The organism is Pseudomonas sp. S35 (assembly GCF_009866765.1).
Lineage (GTDB): Bacteria > Pseudomonadota > Gammaproteobacteria > Pseudomonadales > Pseudomonadaceae > Aquipseudomonas.
In genome coordinates, this window is sequence record NZ_CP019431.1 from 1,065,300 (window position 1) to 1,086,395 (window position 21,096).

14 protein-coding genes are annotated in these 21,096 nt (G+C 62.4%); 7 read left to right on the forward strand and 7 right to left on the reverse strand.

Annotated features, from left to right (window positions below):
- The first annotated feature begins 235 nt into the window (after window positions 1-235).
- Genes ptsP through PspS35_RS04780 form a run of 4 tightly spaced genes read left to right on the forward strand, consistent with a single transcriptional unit; the run spans window position 236 to window position 7,328 of the window.
- Window positions 236-3,094, forward strand: a complete 2,859-nt coding sequence (ptsP, locus tag PspS35_RS04765) for a phosphoenolpyruvate--protein phosphotransferase (RefSeq protein WP_159932965.1) — start codon at window positions 236-238, stop codon at window positions 3,092-3,094.
- Window positions 3,095-4,015 carry a 1-phosphofructokinase gene (gene pfkB, locus PspS35_RS04770; protein ID WP_159932966.1) on the forward strand — a complete coding sequence of 307 codons (921 nt, stop codon included), beginning with the start codon at window positions 3,095-3,097 and terminating at the stop codon, window positions 4,013-4,015.
- A gap of 11 nt (window positions 4,016-4,026) precedes the next feature.
- On the forward strand, window positions 4,027-5,742 hold the full coding sequence (locus PspS35_RS04775; protein ID WP_159932967.1) for a PTS fructose-like transporter subunit IIB: 1,716 nt from the start codon (window positions 4,027-4,029) through the stop codon (window positions 5,740-5,742).
- Between the two features lie 44 nt (window positions 5,743-5,786).
- Window positions 5,787-7,328 carry an alkaline phosphatase D family protein gene (locus PspS35_RS04780; protein ID WP_159932968.1) on the forward strand — a complete coding sequence of 514 codons (1,542 nt, stop codon included), beginning with the start codon at window positions 5,787-5,789 and terminating at the stop codon, window positions 7,326-7,328.
- Between the two features lie 58 nt (window positions 7,329-7,386).
- Here PspS35_RS04780 and PspS35_RS04785 read toward each other — a convergent pair whose 3' ends face one another.
- Entirely contained in the window at window positions 7,387-9,912 is a 2,526-nt protein-coding gene (locus PspS35_RS04785; RefSeq protein WP_159932969.1) for a sulfite reductase flavoprotein subunit alpha, read from the reverse strand.
- 135 nt (window positions 9,913-10,047) lie between these two features.
- Complete coding sequence (locus PspS35_RS04790) at window positions 10,048-12,351, reverse strand: TonB-dependent siderophore receptor (protein WP_159932970.1); 2,304 nt, start codon at window positions 12,349-12,351, stop codon at window positions 10,048-10,050.
- Between the two features lie 206 nt (window positions 12,352-12,557).
- On the opposite strand from PspS35_RS04790, the gene PspS35_RS04795 reads away from it, so the two are divergent.
- Window positions 12,558-13,238 (forward strand): Fe2+-dependent dioxygenase, encoded by a 681-nt coding sequence (locus PspS35_RS04795; RefSeq protein ID WP_159932971.1) that lies wholly within the window; start codon window positions 12,558-12,560, stop codon window positions 13,236-13,238.
- A gap of 1 nt (window position 13,239) precedes the next feature.
- Window positions 13,240-13,989 (forward strand): tetratricopeptide repeat protein, encoded by a 750-nt coding sequence (locus PspS35_RS04800; RefSeq protein WP_159932972.1) that lies wholly within the window; start codon window positions 13,240-13,242, stop codon window positions 13,987-13,989.
- A gap of 49 nt (window positions 13,990-14,038) precedes the next feature.
- On the opposite strand, the gene PspS35_RS04805 is transcribed toward PspS35_RS04800, so the two are convergent.
- The 5 genes from PspS35_RS04805 to PspS35_RS04825 form a co-directional block, all read right to left on the reverse strand.
- Entirely contained in the window at window positions 14,039-15,202 is a 1,164-nt protein-coding gene (locus tag PspS35_RS04805) for a type III PLP-dependent enzyme (RefSeq protein WP_122489587.1), read from the reverse strand.
- 399 nt (window positions 15,203-15,601) lie between these two features.
- Entirely contained in the window at window positions 15,602-16,759 is a 1,158-nt protein-coding gene (locus PspS35_RS04810) for an ABC transporter ATP-binding protein (RefSeq protein WP_159932973.1), read from the reverse strand.
- Complete coding sequence (locus PspS35_RS04815; RefSeq protein ID WP_159932974.1) at window positions 16,756-17,409, reverse strand: ABC transporter permease; 654 nt, start codon at window positions 17,407-17,409, stop codon at window positions 16,756-16,758. Before PspS35_RS04815 ends, PspS35_RS04810 begins: the two co-directional genes overlap by 4 nt.
- Before the next feature lie 12 nt (window positions 17,410-17,421).
- Entirely contained in the window at window positions 17,422-18,315 is an 894-nt protein-coding gene (locus PspS35_RS04820) for a glycine betaine ABC transporter substrate-binding protein (protein WP_159932975.1), read from the reverse strand.
- Between the two features lie 20 nt (window positions 18,316-18,335).
- Window positions 18,336-19,052, reverse strand: coding sequence for an ABC transporter permease (locus PspS35_RS04825; protein ID WP_159932976.1), 717 nt, complete (start codon window positions 19,050-19,052; stop codon window positions 18,336-18,338).
- A gap of 331 nt (window positions 19,053-19,383) precedes the next feature.
- On the opposite strand from PspS35_RS04825, the gene PspS35_RS04830 reads away from it, so the two are divergent.
- Entirely contained in the window at window positions 19,384-20,967 is a 1,584-nt protein-coding gene (locus PspS35_RS04830; protein ID WP_090409501.1) for a peptide chain release factor 3, read from the forward strand.
- Window positions 20,968-21,096 lie beyond the last annotated feature (129 nt).

The following is a 21,096-nucleotide window of genomic DNA, read 5'->3' on the forward strand; positions in this document are numbered from 1 at the left end:
CCGCGCTACGACCGATGTCCCAGCTCAAACGCCGAGTGGTCCTTCAAGGATGCGCAATTAACGCGTAATCTGCCATAAATTCTAGATTAAACGTTTCAGCCAGCGTATTTTTACGACGTTCGCTACTGAGTGGCTACTGCCAATTGACTGCTCAGTCAGTTATTACTGAACGCCTCTACACTGTTTTATTCAAAACAATACCTAGTGCACCCATTGCACTAACTAGGAGAACGGCATGCTTGAGCTCACCGTAGAGCAGATATCCATGGGCCAGGTGGCCGGGGATAAATCTGCTGCCTTGCACCTGCTCGCTGACAAACTGGTGGCTGATGGCCTGGTTGCCGAGGGGTATCTCAGCGGCTTGCAAGCCCGTGAAGCCCAAGGCTCGACCTTTCTCGGCCAAGGTATTGCCATCCCCCACGGCACTCCCGAAACCCGTGACCACGTATTTTCCACCGGCGTGCGCCTGTTGCAGTTCCCCGAAGGGGTGGATTGGGGCGACGGTCAGATCGTCTACCTGGCGATCGGCATTGCCGCCAAGTCCGATGAACACTTGCGCCTGCTGCAACTGCTCACCCGCGCCCTTGGTGAAACCGACCTGGGCCAGGCGCTGCGCCGTGCCGGCAGCGCTGAAACGTTGCTGAAACTGCTGCAAGGCGCACCGCAGGAACTGGCGCTGGACGCACAGATGATCAGCCTCGGCGTGTCCGCCGATGATTTTGAAGAGCTTGTCTGGCGAGGCGCACGCCTGCTGCGCCAGGCCGATTGCGTGAGCAATGGTTTCGCCGCGGTATTGCAGCAGGTCGACGCACTGCCCCTGGGCGATGGCCTGTGGTGGTTGCATAGCGAGCAGACGGTCAAGCGTCCCGGCCTGGCGTTTGTCACGCCGGACAAACCCATGCGTTACCTCGGCCAGCCGCTTAATGGCCTGTTCTGCCTGGCTAGCCTGGGCGAAGCCCATCAGGCATTGCTTGAGCGCTTGTGCGCGTTGTTGATCGAAGGCCGCGGCCAGGAATTGGGCCGCGCCACCAGCAGCCGTGCGGTGCTCGAAGTGCTGGGCGGTGAGCTGCCGCCGGACTGGCCGAGCGCGCGCATCACCCTGGCCAACGCCCACGGCCTGCATGCGCGACCGGCGAAGATCCTCGCCCAACTGGCAAAAAGCTTTGAAGGCGACATCCGTTTGCGCATCGTCGATGGCCCTGTGGGCGCCGTCTCGGTGAAAAGCCTGAGCAAACTGCTGAGCCTCGGCGCCCGTCGCGGCCAGGTGCTGGAATTTGTCGCCGAGCCGAGCATTGCCGGTGATGCGCTGCCCGCGCTGTTGGCGGCGGTAGAGGAAGGCCTGGGAGAAGAGGTCGAGCCGTTGCCGACCGTGAGCGCCCAGCCCGCCATTGTTGAGGCCGAACCCGCGCTCAGCGCACCGCTGGCCGGCAGCCAGGTCCAGGCCATTGCCGCTGCGCCGGGCATTGCCATCGGCCCTGCGCATGTGCAGATCCAGCAAGTCTTCGATTACCCGTTGCGCGGCGAGTCCTCGGCCATTGAGCGCCAGCGCCTGCAAGAGGCACTCGCCGAGGTGCGCCGCGATATCCAGGGCCTGATCGAGCGCAGCCAAGCCAAGGCGATTCGCGAGATCTTCATCACCCACCAGGAAATGCTCGACGACCCGGAACTGACCGATGAAGTCGACACCCGCCTCAAGCAAGGCGAAAGCGCCGAAGCCGCCTGGATGAGCGTGATCGAAGCCGCCGCCAAGCAGCAGGAATCGTTGCAGGACGCCTTGCTCGCCGAGCGCGCCGCCGACCTGCGTGACATTGGCCGCCGGGTGCTGGCCCAACTGTGCGGCGTCGAAACTGCCCAGGAGCCAAGCGAACCGTACATCCTGGTGATGGATGAAGTCGGCCCTTCAGACGTTGCCCGCCTGGACCCGGCCCGCGTCGCCGGCATCCTCACCGCCCGTGGTGGCGCCACGGCCCACAGCGCCATCGTCGCCCGTGCCCTTGGCATTCCCGCGCTGGTCGGCGCCGGTCCGGCCGTGTTGCTGCTGGCCTCGGGCACGCCGCTGTTGCTCGATGGCCAGCGTGGTCGCCTGCATGTGGACGCCGACGCCGCCACCTTGCAACGCGCCACTGTCGAGCGCGACACCCGCGAACAGCGCCTGCAAGCCGCCTCGGCCCAGCGCCATGAACCGGCGGTCACCCGTGACGGCCACGCCGTGGAAGTGTTTGCCAATATCGGCGAGAGCGCAGGGGTTGCCAAAGCGGTCGAGCAGGGCGCCGAAGGCATCGGTCTGCTGCGCACCGAACTTATTTTCATGGCCCACCCGCAAGCGCCGGATGAAGCCACCCAGGAAGCCGAATACCGCCGCGTGCTCGACGGCCTCGACGGGCGCCCGCTGGTGGTGCGCACCCTCGACGTGGGCGGTGACAAACCGTTGCCGTACTGGCCGATTGCCGAGGAAGAAAACCCCTTCCTCGGCGTGCGCGGCATTCGCCTCACCCTGCAGCGCCCGCAGATCATGGAAGCGCAATTGCGTGCGCTGTTGCGCTCGGCGGATAACCGTCCGCTGCGCATCATGTTCCCTATGGTCGGCAGCGTGGATGAATGGCGCGCGGCACGGGACATGACCGAGCGCCTGCGCCTGGCAATCCCGGTGGCCGACCTGCAACTGGGCATCATGATCGAAGTGCCGTCCGCCGCCCTGTTGGCGCCGGTGCTGGCCAAGGAAGTCGACTTCTTCAGCGTCGGCACCAACGACCTGACCCAGTACACCCTGGCCATCGACCGTGGCCACCCGACCTTGTCGGCCCAGGCCGATGGCTTGCACCCGGCGGTCTTGCAACTGATCGACATCACCGTGCGAGCGGCCCATGCCCACGGCAAATGGGTGGGCGTATGCGGCGAACTGGCGGCAGACCCGCTGGCGGTGCCGGTGCTGATCGGCCTGGGTGTGGATGAGTTGAGCGTGTCGGCCCGCAGCATTCCCGAAGTGAAGGCGCGGGTGCGTGAATTCAGTCTGAGCGAGGCCCAGGGCCTGGCGCAAAAGGCACTGGCGGTGGGCTCTCCTGCCGAAGTGCGTGCCCTTGTGGAGGCCGTGTAGATGGCAAGGATTTTGACCCTGACGCTGAACCCGGCGTTGGACCTCACCGTACGCCTGGCGCGCCTGGAACCGGGTGAAGTCAACCGCAGCGACACGGTACTCACCCATGCCGCCGGCAAGGGCGTGAACGTGGCGCAAGTGTTGGCTGACCTTGGGCATCAGGTGACCGTGGGCGGGTTTCTGGGGGAGGACAATCCTCAAGCCTTTGAAGCCCTGATCGCGCGCCGTGGTTTTGCCGACGCGTTTATTCGCGTGCCTGGCGAAACCCGCAGCAATATCAAGATTGCCGAGCAGGACGGCCGCGTCACCGACATCAACGCGCCAGGGCCGTTGGTCAGTGAACAGGCGCAACAGGCGTTGCTCGATCAACTCACGCGTATCGCCCCCGGGCATGACGCGGTGGTGGTCGCCGGCAGCTTGCCCCGTGGCGTCAGCCCGCAGTGGTTGCAGGGGTTGTTGGTGCAGCTGAAAAACCTTGGCTTGAAGGTCGCCCTGGACACCAGCGGCGAAGCATTGCGCGCCGGTTTGCAGGCGGGCCCGTGGTTGGTCAAACCCAACACCGAGGAACTCGCCGACGCCCTGGATAACGCCACGGACGCCGTCAGCCAACTGCATCGCCAGGGCGTGGCGCATGTGGTGGTTTCCGACGGTGCCGCAGGCGTGAGCTGGTACAGCTCGGGCGCCACACTGCATGCCGCGCCGCCCAAGGTCACGGTGGCCAGCACCGTCGGCGCTGGCGACTCCCTGCTGGCCGGCATGCTCCACGGTCTGCTCAGCGGTGAAGCGCCCGAGCAGACCCTGCGCCGCGCCACCGCGATTGCGGCGATGGCGGTGACGCAGATCGGTTTTGGCATCAGCGATGACGCGCAGTTGGCGCACCTCGAAAGCGGCGTGGTTGTACGCTCGCTGACAGAACAATAAGAGGGTTTGTGATGAAGTTAGCCATTGTTACTGCCTGCCCCAACGGCATGGTCACCAGTGTGCTGTGCGCCCGCTTGTTGGACGCCGCCGCGCAACGTCAAGGCTGGAGCACCAGCGTCGAAGTGGTGGATGTGCAGCACCCGGAACGCGCACTGTCCCAGGCGACCATCGACGCCGCCGAGTGGGTGTTGCTGGTCAGCAGCACTGCGGTGGATATGCAGCGCTTTGTCGGCAAACGTGTGTTCCAGAGCACGCCGGCGCAGGCGTTGGCAGATGTCGAGGCGGTGTTGCGCCGAGGCGCTGAAGAAGCCCAGGTGCAGGTAGCGAGCCAAGCGCCAGCGGCGTCGCAGCAGGCCCCGCGTATCGTCGCGGTTACCGCTTGCCCCACGGGTGTGGCCCACACCTTCATGGCCGCTGAAGCCTTGCTGCAGACGGCCAAGCGCCTGGGTTATGACTTGCAGGTCGAGACCCAAGGTTCAGTGGGCGCACGTACGCCATTGAGTCCTGAGGCCATCGCCAACGCCGATGTGGTGTTGCTCGCGGCGGACATCGAAGTCGCCACCGAGCGCTTCGCCGGCAAGAAGATCTACCGCTGCGGCACCGGCATTGCCCTCAAGCAATCCGAAGCGACCCTCAACAAGGCCTTGGCCGACGGCGCCGTGGAAAACGCGGGCAACGCCGCCGTGGCCAAGAAAGAAAAAACCGGCGTGTACAAACACCTGCTCACGGGTGTCTCGTTCATGTTGCCGATGGTGGTGGCGGGCGGGTTGTTGATTGCCTTGTCGTTCGCTTTTGGCATTCACGCGTTCGAACAGGAAGGCACCTTGGCGGCCGCGTTGAAAACCGTCGGCAACAGCGCCTTTATGCTGATGGTACCGCTGCTGGCCGGATACATCGCGTACTCGATTGCCGACCGTCCCGGCATTGCGCCGGGCATGATCGGCGGCCTGCTGGCCGGCACCTTGGGGGCCGGTTTTATCGGCGGCATCCTTGCCGGTTTCCTGGCGGGCTACTGCGTCAAACTGATCACCCGTGCCGTGCAATTGCCGCAAAGCATGGAGGCGCTCAAGCCGATCCTGATCATCCCGTTGCTGGCGAGCCTGATTACCGGCCTGGCGATGATCTACCTGGTGGGCCCGCCTGTCGCGCGCATGCTGACCGGCCTGACCGACTTCCTCAGCACAATGGGCACCACCAACGCAGTGCTGCTGGGCATCTTGCTGGGCGGCATGATGTGCGTGGACCTGGGCGGGCCGATCAACAAGGCGGCCTATGCGTTTTCGGTGGGGTTGCTGGCAGCGTCCAGCGGGGCGCCGATGGCCGCGACCATGGCCGCCGGCATGGTGCCGCCGATTGGCATGGGCATTGCCACGTTCCTGGCGCGGCGCAAATTTGCCCAGACCGAGCGCGAGGCGGGCAAGGCGGCGATGATTCTCGGCCTGTGCTTTATCTCTGAAGGCGCTATCCCGTTTGCGGCCAAAGACCCACTGCGGGTGATCCCGGCCAGCATTGCCGGTGGCGCGTTGACCGGCGCCCTGTCGATGTACTTCGGCTGCAAACTCGCCGCGCCCCACGGTGGGCTGTTCGTGCTGGTGATCCCGGGTGCGATCAACCACGCGCTGTTGTACCTGTTGGCGATTGTTGCCGGTAGCCTGTTGACCGGTGTGGTGTATGCCGTGATCAAGCGTCCCGAAACGGTGGAACTGGCTGTCGCACCGGTGTCATAAGCGCATGCTTAAGTGGCCCTTTTGATACTCAAGAGGGCACCTGCATGAGCCACTTCGATCTGGGCCGTCGCCGCGTGATGCAAGTCGTCGGCGCCGGCCTTTTACTGCCGAGCCTGGCTCCGGCGGTGATCGCCTCGGTCAAGGACCGGCCGCAACTCACCGACGGTGTGCAGTCCGGCGACCTGCTCGGCGATCGCGCCATGATCTGGAGCCGCAGCGACCGCCCGGCGCGCATGGTGGTGGAGTGGGACACCCGCAGCGTGTTCAGCAACCCGCGCCGATTTGTCTCACCGCTTGCCGACAACCGCAGCGACTTCACCGCTCGTGTCGAACTCACCGGGCTGCCCGCCGACCAGGCGATCTTCTACCGCGTGCACTTCGAAGACGCCCAGACCGGCATCGCCAGCGAGCCGTGGTTCGGCCACCTGCGTAGCGTGCCGCAGCAGCGCCGCGACATTCGTTTTGTGTGGAGCGGCGACACCGTTGGCCAGGGCTTCGGCATCAACCCGGACATCGGCGGCATGCGCATCTACGAAGCCATGCGCCTGCGCCTGCCGGACTTCTTTATCCACAGCGGCGACACCATCTACGCCGACGGCCCGGTGCCGGCGCAACTGGCCACCGAAGGCGGGCGCATCTGGCGCAATATCACCACCGAAGCCAAGAGCAAAGTCGCCGAAACCCTCGATGAGTATCGCGGCAACTACCGCTACAACCTGCTGGATGAAAACGTGCGCCGCTTCAATGCCGAGGTGCCGCAGATCTGGCAGTGGGACGACCACGAGGTCGTGAACAACTGGTCGCCCAGCAAACAACTCGATGAGCGTTACCAGACCAAGGACATCAACACGTTGGTTGGGCGCGCGCGCCAGGCCTGGCTCGAATACGCGCCGATGCGCCGCCAAAGCGCAGACGGCGGTGGGCGGATTTATCGCAAGCTCAGCTACGGGCCGCTGCTGGATGTGTTTGTGCTGGATATGCGCAGTTATCGCGACGGTAACGATGACAACCTGGGCGGCGCCAAACCCTTCCTTGGCCGCGAGCAACTGGACTGGCTCAAGCGCGAACTCAAGGCCTCCAAGGCGCAATGGAAAGTGATCGCCGCCGACATGCCGATTGGCCTGGGTGTGCCCGACGGCGAGGTGAGCCCTGGCGTGCCACGCTGGGAAGCCATCGCCAATGGTGACCCAGGCCCGGCGCAAGGGCGCGAACTGGAAATTGCCGAGCTGTTGGCGTTCCTGCGCGCGCAGCAGGTGCGCAACCATGTGTGGCTGACGGCGGATGTGCACTACTGCGCGGCGCATCACTACCACCCGGATCGGGCGGCGTTCCAGGATTTCGAGCCGTTCTGGGAGTTTGTTGCGGGGCCGTTGAATGCCGGGAGTTTCGGGCCTAACCCGCTGGATAAAACCTTTGGGCCAGAGGTGGTGTTCGAGAAAGCGCCGCCGGCGCAGAACACCTCGCCGTTTGCCGGATTTCAGTTTTTTGGCGAGGTGAATATCGATGGGCAGACGGCGGAGTTGACGGTGATATTGCGCGACCTGGATGGGGTGTCAGTGTTCGAGCAAAAACTACAACCAGTCTAATAATTTGGCATGCGGTCAAAATGTGGGAGGGGGCAAGCCCCCTCTCACATAGGTCGCCTCAGTAGACATCCCGGCGGTAACGGCCTTGCTCGATCAAGCGCTCGACTGCCTCGCTGCCCAGCATGTCATGCAGCGCCTGATCCACCCCGGCTGCCATCCCTTGCAAGCTCCCGCACACATAAATCGCCGCACCATCGGCCAGCCATTTGCGCAGCACATCGGCCGATTCGCGTAGGCGGTCCTGTACGTAGATTTTCTCCTCCTGGTCCCGCGAAAACGCCAGGTCCAGCAAGGCCAGATCACCGCTGGCCAGCCAGCCTTGCAACTCGTCCTGGCACAGGTAGTCGTGGGCGATATTGCGTTCGCCGAACAACAGCCAGTTGCGCTGCTGGCCATCGGCAATGCGCGCTTTGAGCAAGCTGCGCAAGCCGGCCAGGCCGGTGCCGTTGCCCAGCAGGATCAGCGGCACAGGCGCGTGCGGCAGGTGGAAGCCGCTGTTACGCCGCAGGCGCAGGCTGATGCCAGAGCCGAGGGCCGCGTGTTCGGTGAGCCAGCCCGAGCCCAGGCCTAGGCTGCCGTCGGGGTGGCGTTCCTGGCGCACGATCAACTCCAGCACGCCGTCGCTGGCGATCGAGGCGATGGAGTATTCGCGCATGCCTAACGGCGCCAGTGCGTCCACCAATGCCTGGGCATGCAGGCCCACCAGGTGCGCGCGGTTTTCCGGCAGTTGGCGAGTGGCCAGGGCTTGGTTGAGCGGGGTGGCCAAACCGTCGATCAATAGTCCATCGGTGCCGGTCAGGCCCAGGCCGTTCAGGAAGTGTTCGATGGCCCATGGGCAATTGCGTGGCAGCACTTCCACCAGGTCGCCGGCTTGCCAGCTTTGCGGCGAAGGCGGGGTGAGGCCCAGCAGGTAGACATCCGAGCCCGTGCTATCGCGGTTGAGCAGGCTGCGTTGGCTCAGCGTCCAGTATTCGTACTGGGCGGTCGGCCATGCAGCGGCCGGCGCTTGACCGGTCAACTGGCCAAGTTGTTGTTGCCAATGCAGCAGCGCGGCGGTGTCGCCGCTGTCTACTTCCACCGGAGCGAACAGCGGGTTGCCGCCCTGGTTGGTCAGCCAGAAGTGCAGGCGTCGGGCGAAGCCGCAGAAGTGTGCGTACTGGCGATCACCGAGGGCCAGCACCGAGTAGTTCAGGCCCTTGAGGGACAGGTCCTGGCCAAGCACGCTGCGCTCGAAACCACGGGCGCTGTCGGGAGCCTCGCCGTCGCCGAAGGTGCTGACCACAAATAGCGCGTTCTGTGACTGACGCAGGTCGTCCTGGCTGACGTTGCCCAACGCTTGCACCTTCACGGGCAGGCCGGCCGCCTGCAATTGGCCGGCGGTCTGCCAGGCCAGTTGTTCGGCGAAACCGCTCTGGCTGGCAAAGCCGATCAGCCACGCCGGCGCATCGCTGTGATTGGCGCCGAGGCCTTTGCGGGCGTCGCGCACCTGGCGTTTTTTGCGGCGCCGGTCCAGGTACAGCAGCCAGCCGGTGATAAAGAACAGCGGCATCAGCAGCGAGCTGACGGTAAGGATGATCCGCCCGGCCAAGCCGAAGTAACTGCCGGTGTGTAGCGCATAGATGCTGGTCAGCAACTGCGCCTTGAAGCTTTTGCTGGCGTACTGGTCATGGGATTTGACCTCGCCGGTGGCCGGGTCCAGGTTGATCTGGTTAAGGGCGCGGTCATGGGGCGAGTCTTTCAACAGGTAGTAGACGGTGGCCGGTTGCCCGGCGACGGCGGGCATACGGATGTTATAGGCACTCAACCCCGGGCCGGCGTTGCTGTAGATGCTGCTCCACATCGCGTCATAGTTGGCCACGGGTGCCGGGCCTTCCGGCGGTGGGCCACGTTTGCGCATGCGCTCGTTTTGTGGGGCGTCGGACAACAGTTTGGTCAGGCCCTGGCTGTACCAGTCGTAGGACCATGACAGGCCGGTCAGCGCCGCCAGCAAATAAGCCAGCAGGCACCAGGTGCCGAACACCGAGTGCAAATCCCAGTTGAAACTGCGGCCTTTCTTGCGCCAGTCCAGGGTCAGCCACACACGCCAACTTGCCACCTGGCGCGGCCAGCGCAGGTACAGACCAGAGAGGCAGAAGAACACCAGGATCAGTGTGCAGGCGCCGGTGATGTTGCGCCCGGTTTCGCCCATCACCAGGAAGCGGTGAAATTGCAGCAGGAAGCCGAAGACGTCCTGGCCGACCACGTCGCCCATGTAGTCGCCGGTGTAGGGGTCGAAGTAGCGCAGTTGGCCACGGCGCTCGCCCGGTGGCGGGGTGAAGAACACGCGCGCGGCGTTGCCGCTGTCGCTTTCCACGAACAGCATGGCCACGGCCTTGCCTTCGGTGGCTTCGAGCTTGCGCACCAGTTCGGCGGGCGGCAGTACGCCGGCTTCGCGTTTTTCTACGCTCAATACGCTGGGGTTGAGGGCCCGCAGTATTTCATCCTGAAACGAGACCGCAGCCCCGGTGATCCCCATCAAGGCCAGCACCAGCCCGGCAGTGATGCCGAAGAACCAGTGCAACTGGAACAGGGTTTTCTTCAACACGTCTGACCGCCTCGTCTATCTGGGTATGTAGGGCACGGCGCGCATTATGCCGTGGCCTGTCGAGAAACATTCTGTTTTACACGCAAAAGCCCCGCGCATCCGATGCGTGGGGCTTTTTGCTACGTGATGCGGTGTTTAGAAGTGGAAGCTGGTGGACACCAGCGCCGTGCGCCCAGCCGCCTGGTTGGCGAAGTGCGAGGCGTAGGCCTTGTCGTAATAGGTCTTGTCCGTCAGGTTCTGCACGTTCAATTGCAGGTCGACGTTTTTGCTCAGCTTGTAGCTGGCCATAGCGTCGTAGCGGGTGTAGGACGGTGCATACACGGTGTTGGCCGCATCGCCGTAAACCTGGTCGACGTAGAACGCGCCGCCGCCGATGGTCAGCTTCGAGGTCACGTCATAGGTGGTCCACAGGCTGAACGAGCTTTGCGGGGTGTTAGGCATCTGGTTGCCCTTGTTGGAGCCGGCCTGGACGATCGCCTGGCGGTTGCCGTTCTTGCCCGGATCCACCAGCTCGCTTTTGAGGTAGCTGTAGCCGGCGAACACTTGCCATTGATCGGTGATCTTGCCGCTGGCCGACAGTTCCAGGCCATCCACGCGGGATTCACCGGCCGTCTCGTAGGTATTGGAATCCACCAGGATGCGGGTGTTTTTCTTCTCGGTGCGAAACACCGCTGCGGCCAGGGATAGGCGGTTGTGGAACAGGTCCCACTTGGTGCCCAGCTCGTAGTTGACGGTTTCTTCGGGCTTGAGGTCGCTGGTGTTGATGCCGGTCGGGATCGCGTTGTTGTCGACGCCTTCACCCACTAGGCCGCCCGCTGGCGACGCCGAGGTGGCGTAGGAGGTGTAGATGCTGGCGTTGTCCAGCGGCTTCCAGACCAGGCCGGCCTGCCAGTTGAAGAACTGGCTGTCGTCCTTGACCTTGCTGCGGGCTTTGACGGTGGCGGTTGGCACGGCGTTGGTGTTGGCTTCGGTGTCGAAGGTGTCGTAGCGCAGGCCGACGTTGAGCAGCCATTTAGGGTCCAGCTCGATGGTGTCGAACACGTAGGCGGCGCGGCTGGTGGCCTTGGTGTTGGTGCCGTTGTAGTTGCGCGCGATGCTGCCGTTCCAGGCGTCATCCGGGTTCGGGTTGCTCAGCGAGGTGCACTGGCCGCCCAGGCTGCCAGCGGCTACGGTGCAGGTCGGGTTGGTGTTCGGGCTGACGGTGTAGCCACTGACGCGGGTTTCCTCGCCGGTGAACTCCAGGCCGGTGGAGTAACTGTGTTTGAAGCCCAGGGCCTGGAAGTTGCCGAACAGGTCGGTCTGGTTGGTGGTGGTCGTGGTGGTCGACACGCGGGTGTTGGCGCGGCGCCACACGGTGCCGAAACGGCTGACGTTACGCTGGCTGTCGTCCGGCTGGGTGAGCACATAGTCCTGGCCGGTGCTGCCATGACGCAGGGTGTTTTTCAGCGTCATGCTGTCGCTCAGGTCGTGCTCGATGGAGACGGTGCTGATGTCGGCGCGGGTCTTGCGGAAATCACGGTCCTTGAGGCCGTAGAAGTTGCTGCTGTCACCGCCATCGGTGGGCTTGTCATGCCCGTGGGTGGTAGCGGTGGACGAGCTGTAGCCGTAGGGCATGCCCGAGTCCGGCAGGTCGTTGCTTTCCATGTGGTAGTAGCTGAGGTTGACGCGGGTCGGGGTGCCCAGGCCAAAGGTCAGCGACGGGGCCACGCCCCAACGGTCGTAATTCACCGCGTCGCGGCCGGCGACATTCTGCTCGTGGCTCATCAGGTTCAGGCGGAACGCGGCGCTGTCGTCGAGGAACTGGCGGTTCACGTCGAGTACGTAGCGGCGGGTCTGGTCGGAACCGTAGGTGAAGCCGCCGTTGGTGAAGTCCCGCGCTTGTGGGGTCTTGCTCACCAGGTTGAGGCTGCCACCGGCCGAACCGCGACCGCCGAACGAGGAGTTCGGGCCTTTGCTGACTTCGATGGACTCGATGTCGAAGATTTCACGGCTCTGGCCGCCGGTGTCGCGCACGCCGTCCAGGTAGGTATCGCCCTGGGCGTCGAAGCCTCGGATGAACGGGCGGTCGCCTTGGGGGTTGCCGCCTTCGCCGGCGCCGAACGTGATGCCCGGTACGGTGCGCAAGGCATCCTGCAACGAGGTGGCGGCGGTGTCCTTGAGCACTTGTTGTGGCACGACGGTGACCGAGCGCGGGGTGTCCACCAGCGGTGCGGTGTACTTTTGCGAAGAGGCTTTTTCGACCTGGTAGGAGGTGGCGTCCTGCTCTTCCCCGATGATGCTGGTGGCGCCCAGGGAGATGCTGTTGCGCTGGCCTTTTTGTTCCGTGTCTTCGGCCGCTTGCGCCATGTGGGCGACAGTGCTGGCACCGAGGGCAACGCCGATGGCCGAGGCCAGCAGACGCGGTGAACTGGCAGTTGTTTTTAGCGTAGTGCGCGACATGACGTGTCCTTTCCCCAAGGATGTGAGGCCGCGGAATATAAGGTGAACAAGTATTCATATCAATTGCGATACATTGCTAATTGCACTGAATTTACATTCTTTACACTTTTTGCTTACGGTTTTTACGATCTTGTTCGTCAGCGGCGTTTTACAGAGCGGATAAGAATCAATACCATTGGCGCCTCTCTGCCTACAGGTATTGCCCCATGTTGCTGCACATTCCCGGCCTGTTCTCTCGCGAGGAAGTGCAGCGCATCCGCCAAGCCCTGGAAAATGCCGATTGGGCCGACGGCAAAATCACCGCCGGGCACCAGTCCGCCAAAGCCAAGCACAACCTGCAATTACCCGAAGGCCACCCGTTGGCGAAGGAGGTCGGCGCAGCAATGCTTGAGCGTTTGTGGCAGAACCCGCTGTTTATGTCTGCGGCGTTACCGCACAAAGTCTTCCCGCCGCTACTCAACTGCTACACCGCCGGCGGCAGTTTCGACTTTCATATCGACAACGCCGTGCGCCAGCCCAAAGGCAGCCATGAGCGGGTGCGCACCGACCTTTCCTCCACCCTGTTCTTCAGCGACCCCGACGAATACGACGGCGGCGAGCTGGAGATCCAGGACACTTTCGGCCTGCAGCGCGTCAAGTTGCCCGCGGGCGACATGGTGCTGTACCCCGGTTCCAGCCTGCACAAAGTCAACGCCGTCACCCGTGGCGCGCGTTATGCCTCGTTCTTCTGGACCCAGAGCCTGGTGCGTGAAGACAGCCAGCGCACGTTGCTGTTCGAGATGGACGGCGCCATCCAGCAATTGAGCCGTGATGTCCCCGACCACCCAGGGCTGATCCAGCTCACCGGCACCTATCACAACCTGTTGCGTCGCTGGGTCGAGGTCTGACATGGGCTTTTTATTGCGCCGCGAAGAAGTGCTCAACGTTGAGCAATTGCAGGGCATGCTCGACGACTCGCCGGTGCGCGCGGCCCAGGCGATTTTGATCGCGGCCAAGGAGGGCGTGGTGGATGCCCAGGCCTTGCTCGGGCAAATCCTGCTGGAAGGCCGCGGTATTGCGCGCGATGAAGCGCTGGCGCTGCGTTGGTTCCAGATTGCGGCGCAGGGCGGGCATTTAATGGCGCGCAATATGGCCGGGCGTTGCCTGGAGCATGGCTGGGGGTGTGCCATCGACGAAGCGGCGGCTGCGCGGGAATACCGCTTGGCGGCAGACGCGGGATTGGATTGGGGCCAGTACAACTATGCCAATCTGCTGGCGACGGGCCGGGGTGTTGCCGAGAACCCGCAGCACGCGCTGGCCCTGTATCGGCAAGCCGCAGAACAGGGGCATGCCAAGTCGATGAACCTGCTGGGGCGCTACCTGGAAGACGCTCAGGTTTGCCCGAGGGACCTGGAGGCGGCTGTGGAGTGGTATCGACGCTCAGCCGAGGCCGGGGATTTTCGCGGGCAGTTCAGTTACGCGGCGGTGTTGGCCGACAGGGGCCAGGTCGAGGCGGCGCTGGAGTGGTTGCGCAAGGCGCTGGCGGGCGGAAATCTCAAGTTCCTGCGAACAGCCCACAAGGCCTTGGCGGCGGCGAGTGATCCGCGGGTTCGAGCGCTGGCCGAGGCCTTCCGCCAACGGGCCGTGAGCCTTGCCTGAGGCATAAAAAAACCCATGACATGTCATGGGCTTCTTGTGTGCGGCCGTCTTACACGTAGAACGACTTCAGCGGCGGAAAGCCATTGAACTCAACCGCGCTGTAGCTGGTGGTGTACGCACCGGTCGACAACCAGTACAAACGGTCACCAATGGCCAGGTTCAGCGGCAGGCCGTACTTGTAGTTTTCGTACATGATGTCGGCGCTGTCGCAGGTTGGGCCGGCGATGACCACTTCTTCCATCTCGCCTTTCTTCTCGGTCCAGATCGGGAACTTGATGGCTTCGTCCATGGTTTCGATCAGGCCGGAGAACTTGCCCACGTCCGTGTACACCCAACGCTCGACGGCGGTACGGGATTTACGTGCCACCAGTACCACTTCACTGACCAGGATGCCGGCGTTGGCGATCAACGAGCGGCCCGGCTCCAGGATGATTTCCGGCAGGTCGTCGCCGAAGTCTTCCTTGAGGAAGCGGATGATTTCTTCAGCGTAGGTTTCCAGGCTGTTGGTGCGGGTGATGTAGTTGGCCGGGAAGCCGCCGCCCATGTTGATCAGCTTGAGGTGGATGTTGTCTTCTTCTTTCAGGCGCTCGAAGATCACCTTGACCTTGGCGATTGCCGCGTCCCACACGCTGATATCGCGCTGCTGCGAACCCACGTGGAACGAGATGCCGTACGGCACCAGGCCCAGGTCACGCGCCAGGATCAGCAGGTCCATCGCCATGTCGGTCTGGCAGCCGAATTTGCGCGACAAAGGCCAGTCAGCCGTGGTCGAGCCTTCGGTGAGGATGCGCACATACACTTTGGAGCCCGGCGCGGCCTTGGCGATGTTGCGCAGGTCGGCTTCAGAGTCGGTGGAGAACAGGCGCACGCCCTTTTCAAAGAAGTAGCGGATGTCCTTGGATTTCTTGATGGTATTGCCGTAGCTGATACGGTCGGCGCTGACACCACGGTCCATCACCTTGTCCAGCTCGTAGATCGACGCGATGTCGAAGCTCGAACCCTTGTCTTTCAACAGGTCGATAATCTCGACGGCTGGGTTGGCCTTGACGGCGTAATACACCTTGGCGAATTCGAAACCGGCGCGCAGGTCGTCGTAGGCCTGGCTGATCATCGCGGTGTCAATCACCACGAACGGGGTTTCTTGCTTGTCGGCGAACGCCTTCATTTTGTCAAAAGTGGCGCGTGCGAAATAATCTTCGACGTTGATCGACATGCTGGGAACTCCTAAGGGCAAACTAAATTGATCAATGGGTGCAAATGAACGTCCTCCGTATCCCCACTTTGGTTCGCCTACTTCCCAAGGCATGTCGCCGAAAGCAAAAAGGCCATGGGAATAGACGCTTCCCTTGGCCTTGCTGTCTCGTCGTCAGTACTTGAGCCGGATGGATCGTTTCCAGCATGGACGTTCGGCGCGAACTTTAGGGCGTGAGGGGCTTGAGATCAACTAAAAATGTCGCGTTTTTGCACGCGTTCGTCGCGCGACGACGTGCAGCTACTTATGTAACCGACAGGTGTGACGGATTGATGTTCCCCGGTTGGGGGAAATCGACGGTATTTGCCTGACACACCACGGAGCAAATGTGGGAGGGGGCAAGCCCCCTCCCACATAAGATCAGGCCAGTGCGGTCTCGGCAGGCGAAACAATGCTGGTCTTGCCCCCACGGGACTTACCGGAGCTCAGGTACTCGGCAATCGACTCCTGGGTCACTTCACCCAGGAACACCCGCTCGGCATCCATCACCGGCAACCACGAGCGGTTGAACTCGTACATGCGCGACAGCAGGATGCGCAAGTGCTCGTCATACGCCGCCGTGGCGTTGAACTCGCGCAGGTACTGGCCACAAGTGCCTGTCTGACGATGCAGGTCGCGACGTCGTACATAGCCCAACGCCTTGTTCTCGGCGCAGGTGACCACCACATAACGGCGGTCGGTTTCGTCCATCAACTCCAGGGCATCGGCCACCGGGGTTTCCGGGCTCACCGACGGGGCGTTGTCCGCCGCATCTTCAGCTTTCACCAGCAGCAGGCGCTTGAGGGTGCTGTCCTGGCCTACGAAGTTGCTGACGAATTCATCGGCTGGATGGGCCAGCAGGGTGTCCGGATGGTCGATCTGCAGCAGCTTGCCAGCGCGGAAGATGGCGATCTTGTCGCCCAGCTTGATGGCCTCGTCGATGTCGTGGCTGACCATGATCACGGTCTTGTTCAAGGCGCGTTGCATCTCGAAGAATTCGTTCTGGATCATCTCGCGGTTGATCGGGTCGACCGCGCCGAACGGTTCGTCCATCAACAGCAGCGGTGCATCGGCCGCCAGCGCACGGATCACCCCGATACGCTGTTGCTGACCACCGGACAGCTCACGCGGGTAGCGATGCAGATACTGCTTGGGCTCCAGCTTGATCATGCTCATCAATTCGCGTGCGCGGTCGTGGCATTTTTGTTTGTCCCAGCCCAGCAGCTTGGGCACGACCACGATGTTTTCCTCGATGGTCATGTTGGGGAACAGGCCGATCTGCTGGATTACGTAGCCGATGTTGCGACGCAGGGTCACTTCGTCGAGGTCGGTGGTGTCTTCGCCGTTGATCAGGATCTTGCCCGAGGAGGGCTTGATCAGGCGGTTGATCATCTTCAGCGTGGTGCTCTTGCCGCAGCCCGACGGGCCGAGGAATACGCAAATTTCGCCTTCATTGACGGTCAGGCTTACATCGTTGACGGCAGTGACAGTCTTGCCGTTGCTTTGGAAGGTCTTGGACAGGTTTTGAAGTTCGATCATTTGAGCAATCCTTTTGGAGTCAGCGAGCGTTGCAGCCATTGCAAAAGCAGGTCGGCGAAGATGGCCAGGAGACTGACCAGCACGGCGCCAACGATCAGCATCGACATGTCGCTGCGGCTGATGGAAGCCAGAATAAGTACACCCAGGCCACCGGCACCGATGGTGGCGGCGATGGTCATTACACCAATGTTCATCACCACGGCGGTGCGCACACCGGCGAGGATCACCGGCACGGCAATCGGCAGTTCGACCATGCGCAGGCGCTGGCCGAAGGTCATGCCGATGCCTTTGGCGGCCTCGCGAATGCCCGGTTCCACGCCAGTGAGCGCCAGGTAGGTGTTACGCATGATCGGCAGCAGGGAGTAGAGGAACACGGCGGTGATCGCCGGCATTGGCCCCAGGCCTTGGCCGAATTTGGAGTAGAACGGCAGCAGCAGGCCGAACAGGGCAATGGAGGGCACGGTCAGCAGCACGGTGGCGCTGGCTTGCAGCGGGCCGGCAAGGGGCGGGAAGCGCGTCATCAGGATACCCAAGGGCACGCCGATGAAAATCGCCAGGATCACCGCGATGCCGACCAGTGTGATGTGCTGCCAGGTCAGGTGCAGGACTTGGGCCCAATCAAGATGGGAAAAGGCGTTCAGGAATTCCATGTCTTCTCCTTCTTAGTTGATCGGATGTTGGCGCAGGAAATCGGCGGCAACAGCGGATGGGCTTTCATGGTCGACGTCGACCCGCGCATTCAACTGGCGCATGGTTTCGTCGTCGAACAGGGTGGCCAGCGGCTTGAGCTCGGCAGCCAATTGCGGGTGCTTGTCGAGGTATTCCTGACGCACCACCGGCGCGGCGGTGTAGTCGGGGAAGTAGTGCATGTCATCCGCCAGCAGTTTGAGCTTGAAGGCGTTGAGGCGACCGTCTGTGGTGTAGACCAGGCCGGCAAACACCTGGCCGTTGCGCAGGGCGGTGTAGACCAGGCCTGCGTCCATCTGCCGGGTGTTCTTGCGGGTCAGGTTCATGTCGTACAGCTTGACCATGCCGGCCAGGCCGTCGGAGCGGTTGGCGAACTCGGTGTCCAGGGCCACCAGGCGGTGTTCCTGGGTGTCTTGCGCCATGGCCTTGGTGAGGTCGCTGATGCTGTTGATTTCAGGATGTTGCTCGGCCACCTTCTGCGGCAGTGCCAGGGCGTAGGTGTTGCTGAAGCGCGACGGCGAGAGCCAGACCAGGCCTTTTTTCGCGTCGAGTTCTTTCACCCGAGCGTAGGACTGTTCGCTGTCGAGTTTCTCGTCGATGTGGTTGTAGGCCACTAGCGACACACCGGTGTACTCCCAGATCAGGTCCAGTTGCCCGCTTTCCTGGGCACTGCGCGCCAGGTTGCTGCCCAGGCCACCGGTCACGCGGGCTTCGTAGCCCTTGGTGCGCAGGTACTGGGAAGTGATTTCGGCCAGCAGGGTCTGTTCGGTGAATACCCGGGCGCCGATGCGGATCACCGGTTTTTCAGCGGCTTGCGCGATGCCTGCAAACAGCAGGACGCAGCCTAATATCAAGCTAAGTTTTTTCATGTGAATTCCTTTGCCGAGCCTTAAGACGGACGCAACCCGCGTTCCAGCCAGAGGCGGCTGGCCATGGTCACCAGACCGTCAAGCAGCAATGCCAGCAACGCGGTGCACGCGGCGCCGAGCAGCAATTGCGGCTGGTTGTTCAGGGCGATGCCGGGGAAGATCAGGCTGCCCAGGCTGTTGGCGCCGATCAGGAACGCCAGCGGTGCGGTACCGACGTTGATCGCCAGGGCCACGCGCACACCGCCGATGATGATGGGCACGGCGTTGGGCAATTCCACGCGAAACAGCACCTGGCGTGGGGTCATGCCGATGCCGGTGGCGGCTTCCTTGAGGGAACCTTGAACGTTTTTAAGGCCTTCGTAGGTGTTGCGCACGATGGGCAGGAGGGAGGCGAGGAACAACGCGAAGATGGCCGGGCCGCTGCCGATGCCGAGGACGCCGAGGGCGATGGCCAATACGGCCAGGGGCGGGACGGTGTTGCCGATGTTGAAGATCTGCATGAAGCGTTCTGCGCGCCCGACCATAGTGGGGCGGCTGAGCAGGATACCGGCGGGGATGCCCACAGCGAGGGCCGCCAGCATGGAGACTAGAACGAGGATCAGGTGTGCTTGCAGGTAAAACAACAAATCGTCGCGGTACAGTTCGATCGTGTTGATGCCGATCCAGTGGACCAGCAGGGCCAGGAGCGCGACGACAACCACGCTTCCTATCAGCCCTTTGCCATAGCGAATAGCCACAGGCGGACTCCTTTTTTCTTTTGTCGGCGAACACATTCTCCGGCGGCAATGCCATTCCTGGCTGTCGGCGAATAGGTTCGCGAAAAGCAGCTCGTCTATACCGGCGATGCGGTATGAATTCGAGCCATGAGCGCAGCCTCGTCAGGCTAACTTGCTGATTTATCAGCCCCTGTTCCGAGTGCGGTAGCAGGGGAGTGGACGTCTCTACCTTTTAAAAGGTTCCATACTTGGCAGCATTTAGCCACCCCCAATCGGGTGAACGGTGGTCCGGCCCCCAGGGTTTGCGCTATACTCGCCGCCCTTTTTTGACTCACCTGCCAGGCGATTTCCCATGACCCACCAGGCCGCCGAAGTCGCGAAACGCCGCACTTTCGCCATTATTTCCCACCCCGATGCCGGTAAAACCACCATCACCGAGAAGCTGTTGCTGATGGGCAAGGCAATCGCTGTGGCCGGCACGGTGAAATCCCGCAAATCTGACCGCCATGCCACCTCCGACTGGATGGAAATGGAAAAACAACGGGGTATTTCCATTACCACGTCGGTCATGCAGTTCCCGTATCGCGACCACATGGTCAACCTGCTCGACACCCCAGGTCACGAAGACTTCTCCGAAGACACCTACCGCACCCTGACCGCGGTGGACTCGGCACTGATGGTCCTCGATGGCGGTAAAGGCGTCGAGCCACGGACCATCGCGCTGATGGACGTGTGCCGCCTGCGTGACACGCCAATCGTCAGCTTCATCAACAAACTCGACCGCGACATCCGCGACCCCATCGAGTTGTTGGATGAAATCGAAGCGGTCCTGAAGATCAAGGCCGCGCCGATCACCTGGCCGATTGGTTGCTACCGCGACTTCAAGGGCGTGTACCACCTGGCCGACGACTACATCATTGTCTACACCGCCGGTCACGGTCACGAACGTACCGATGTGAAAATTATCGAGAAGCTCGACTCGGACGAAGCCCGCGCCCACCTGGGTGACGAGTACGACCGTTTTGTCGACCAACTGGAACTGGTGCAGGGCGCCTGCCATGAGTTCAACCAGCAGGAATTCCTCGATGGCCAACTGACGCCTGTGTTCTTCGGGACCGCGTTGGGCAACTTCGGCGTGGACCATGTGCTCGACGCCGTCGTGGACTGGGCGCCGAAGCCGCTGGCCCGTGTGGCCAACGAGCGTACGGTTGAGCCGGTCGAAGAGAAATTCACCGGTTTCGTGTTCAAGATCCAGGCGAACATGGACCCCAAGCACCGCGACCGCATCGCCTTCATGCGCATCTGCTCCGGCAAGTACGAAAAAGGCATGAAGATGCGCCACGTGCGCACCGGCAAGGACGTACGCATCGGCGACGCCCTGACGTTCTTCTCCTCCGAGCGTGAACAGCTCGAAGAAGCCTACGCCGGCGACATCATCGGCCTGCACAACCACGGCACCATCCAGATCGGCGACACCTTCACCGAAGGCGAAGCGCTGGGCTTCACCGGTATCCCGCACTTCGCCCCGGAACTGTTCCGCCGCGTACGCCTGCGTGACCCGCTCAAATCCAAGCAACTGCGCCAAGGTTTGCAGCAACTGGCGGAAGAGGGCGCTACCCAGGTGTTCTTCCCCGAGCGCAGCAACGACATTATCCTCGGCGCCGTCGGCGTGCTGCAGTTCGATGTGGTGGCCAGCCGCCTGAAAGAGGAATACAAGGTCGAATGCTCGTATGAGCCAATCACCGTGTACTCCGCGCGTTGGATCGATTGCAGCGATAAGAAGAAGTTGGAAGAGTTCTCCAACAAGGCTGTGGAAAACCTCGCGGTCGACGGCGGCGGTCACCTGACCTACCTAGCGCCGACACGGGTCAACCTGGCATTGATGGAAGAGCGCTGGCCGGATGTGAAATTCCGCGCTACTCGCGAGCACCATTAAGGTCTGAGCGGTAAGGAGAAGGGCGAAGCTGTGATGGCTTCGCCCTTTTTCTTGGGCGTTGCAAAACAAAATGTGGGAGGGGGCTTGCCCCCGATAGCGTAGTGTCAGCCCCGAATGTACTGGCTGACA

Coding starts and splice junctions, on each gene's coding strand:
- ptsP (WP_159932965.1), top strand. CDS start 236: ATGCTTGAGCTCACCGTAGAGCAGATATCCATGGGCCAGGTGGCCGGG.
- pfkB (WP_159932966.1), top strand. CDS start 3,095: ATGGCAAGGATTTTGACCCTGACGCTGAACCCGGCGTTGGACCTCACC.
- PspS35_RS04775 (WP_159932967.1), top strand. CDS start 4,027: ATGAAGTTAGCCATTGTTACTGCCTGCCCCAACGGCATGGTCACCAGT.
- PspS35_RS04780 (WP_159932968.1), top strand. CDS start 5,787: ATGAGCCACTTCGATCTGGGCCGTCGCCGCGTGATGCAAGTCGTCGGC.
- PspS35_RS04790 (WP_159932970.1), bottom strand. CDS start 12,351: ATGTCGCGCACTACGCTAAAAACAACTGCCAGTTCACCGCGTCTGCTG.
- PspS35_RS04795 (WP_159932971.1), top strand. CDS start 12,558: ATGTTGCTGCACATTCCCGGCCTGTTCTCTCGCGAGGAAGTGCAGCGC.
- PspS35_RS04800 (WP_159932972.1), top strand. CDS start 13,240: ATGGGCTTTTTATTGCGCCGCGAAGAAGTGCTCAACGTTGAGCAATTG.
- PspS35_RS04805 (WP_122489587.1), bottom strand. CDS start 15,202: ATGTCGATCAACGTCGAAGATTATTTCGCACGCGCCACTTTTGACAAA.
- PspS35_RS04810 (WP_159932973.1), bottom strand. CDS start 16,759: ATGATCGAACTTCAAAACCTGTCCAAGACCTTCCAAAGCAACGGCAAG.
- PspS35_RS04815 (WP_159932974.1), bottom strand. CDS start 17,409: ATGGAATTCCTGAACGCCTTTTCCCATCTTGATTGGGCCCAAGTCCTG.
- PspS35_RS04820 (WP_159932975.1), bottom strand. CDS start 18,315: ATGAAAAAACTTAGCTTGATATTAGGCTGCGTCCTGCTGTTTGCAGGC.
- PspS35_RS04830 (WP_090409501.1), top strand. CDS start 19,384: ATGACCCACCAGGCCGCCGAAGTCGCGAAACGCCGCACTTTCGCCATT.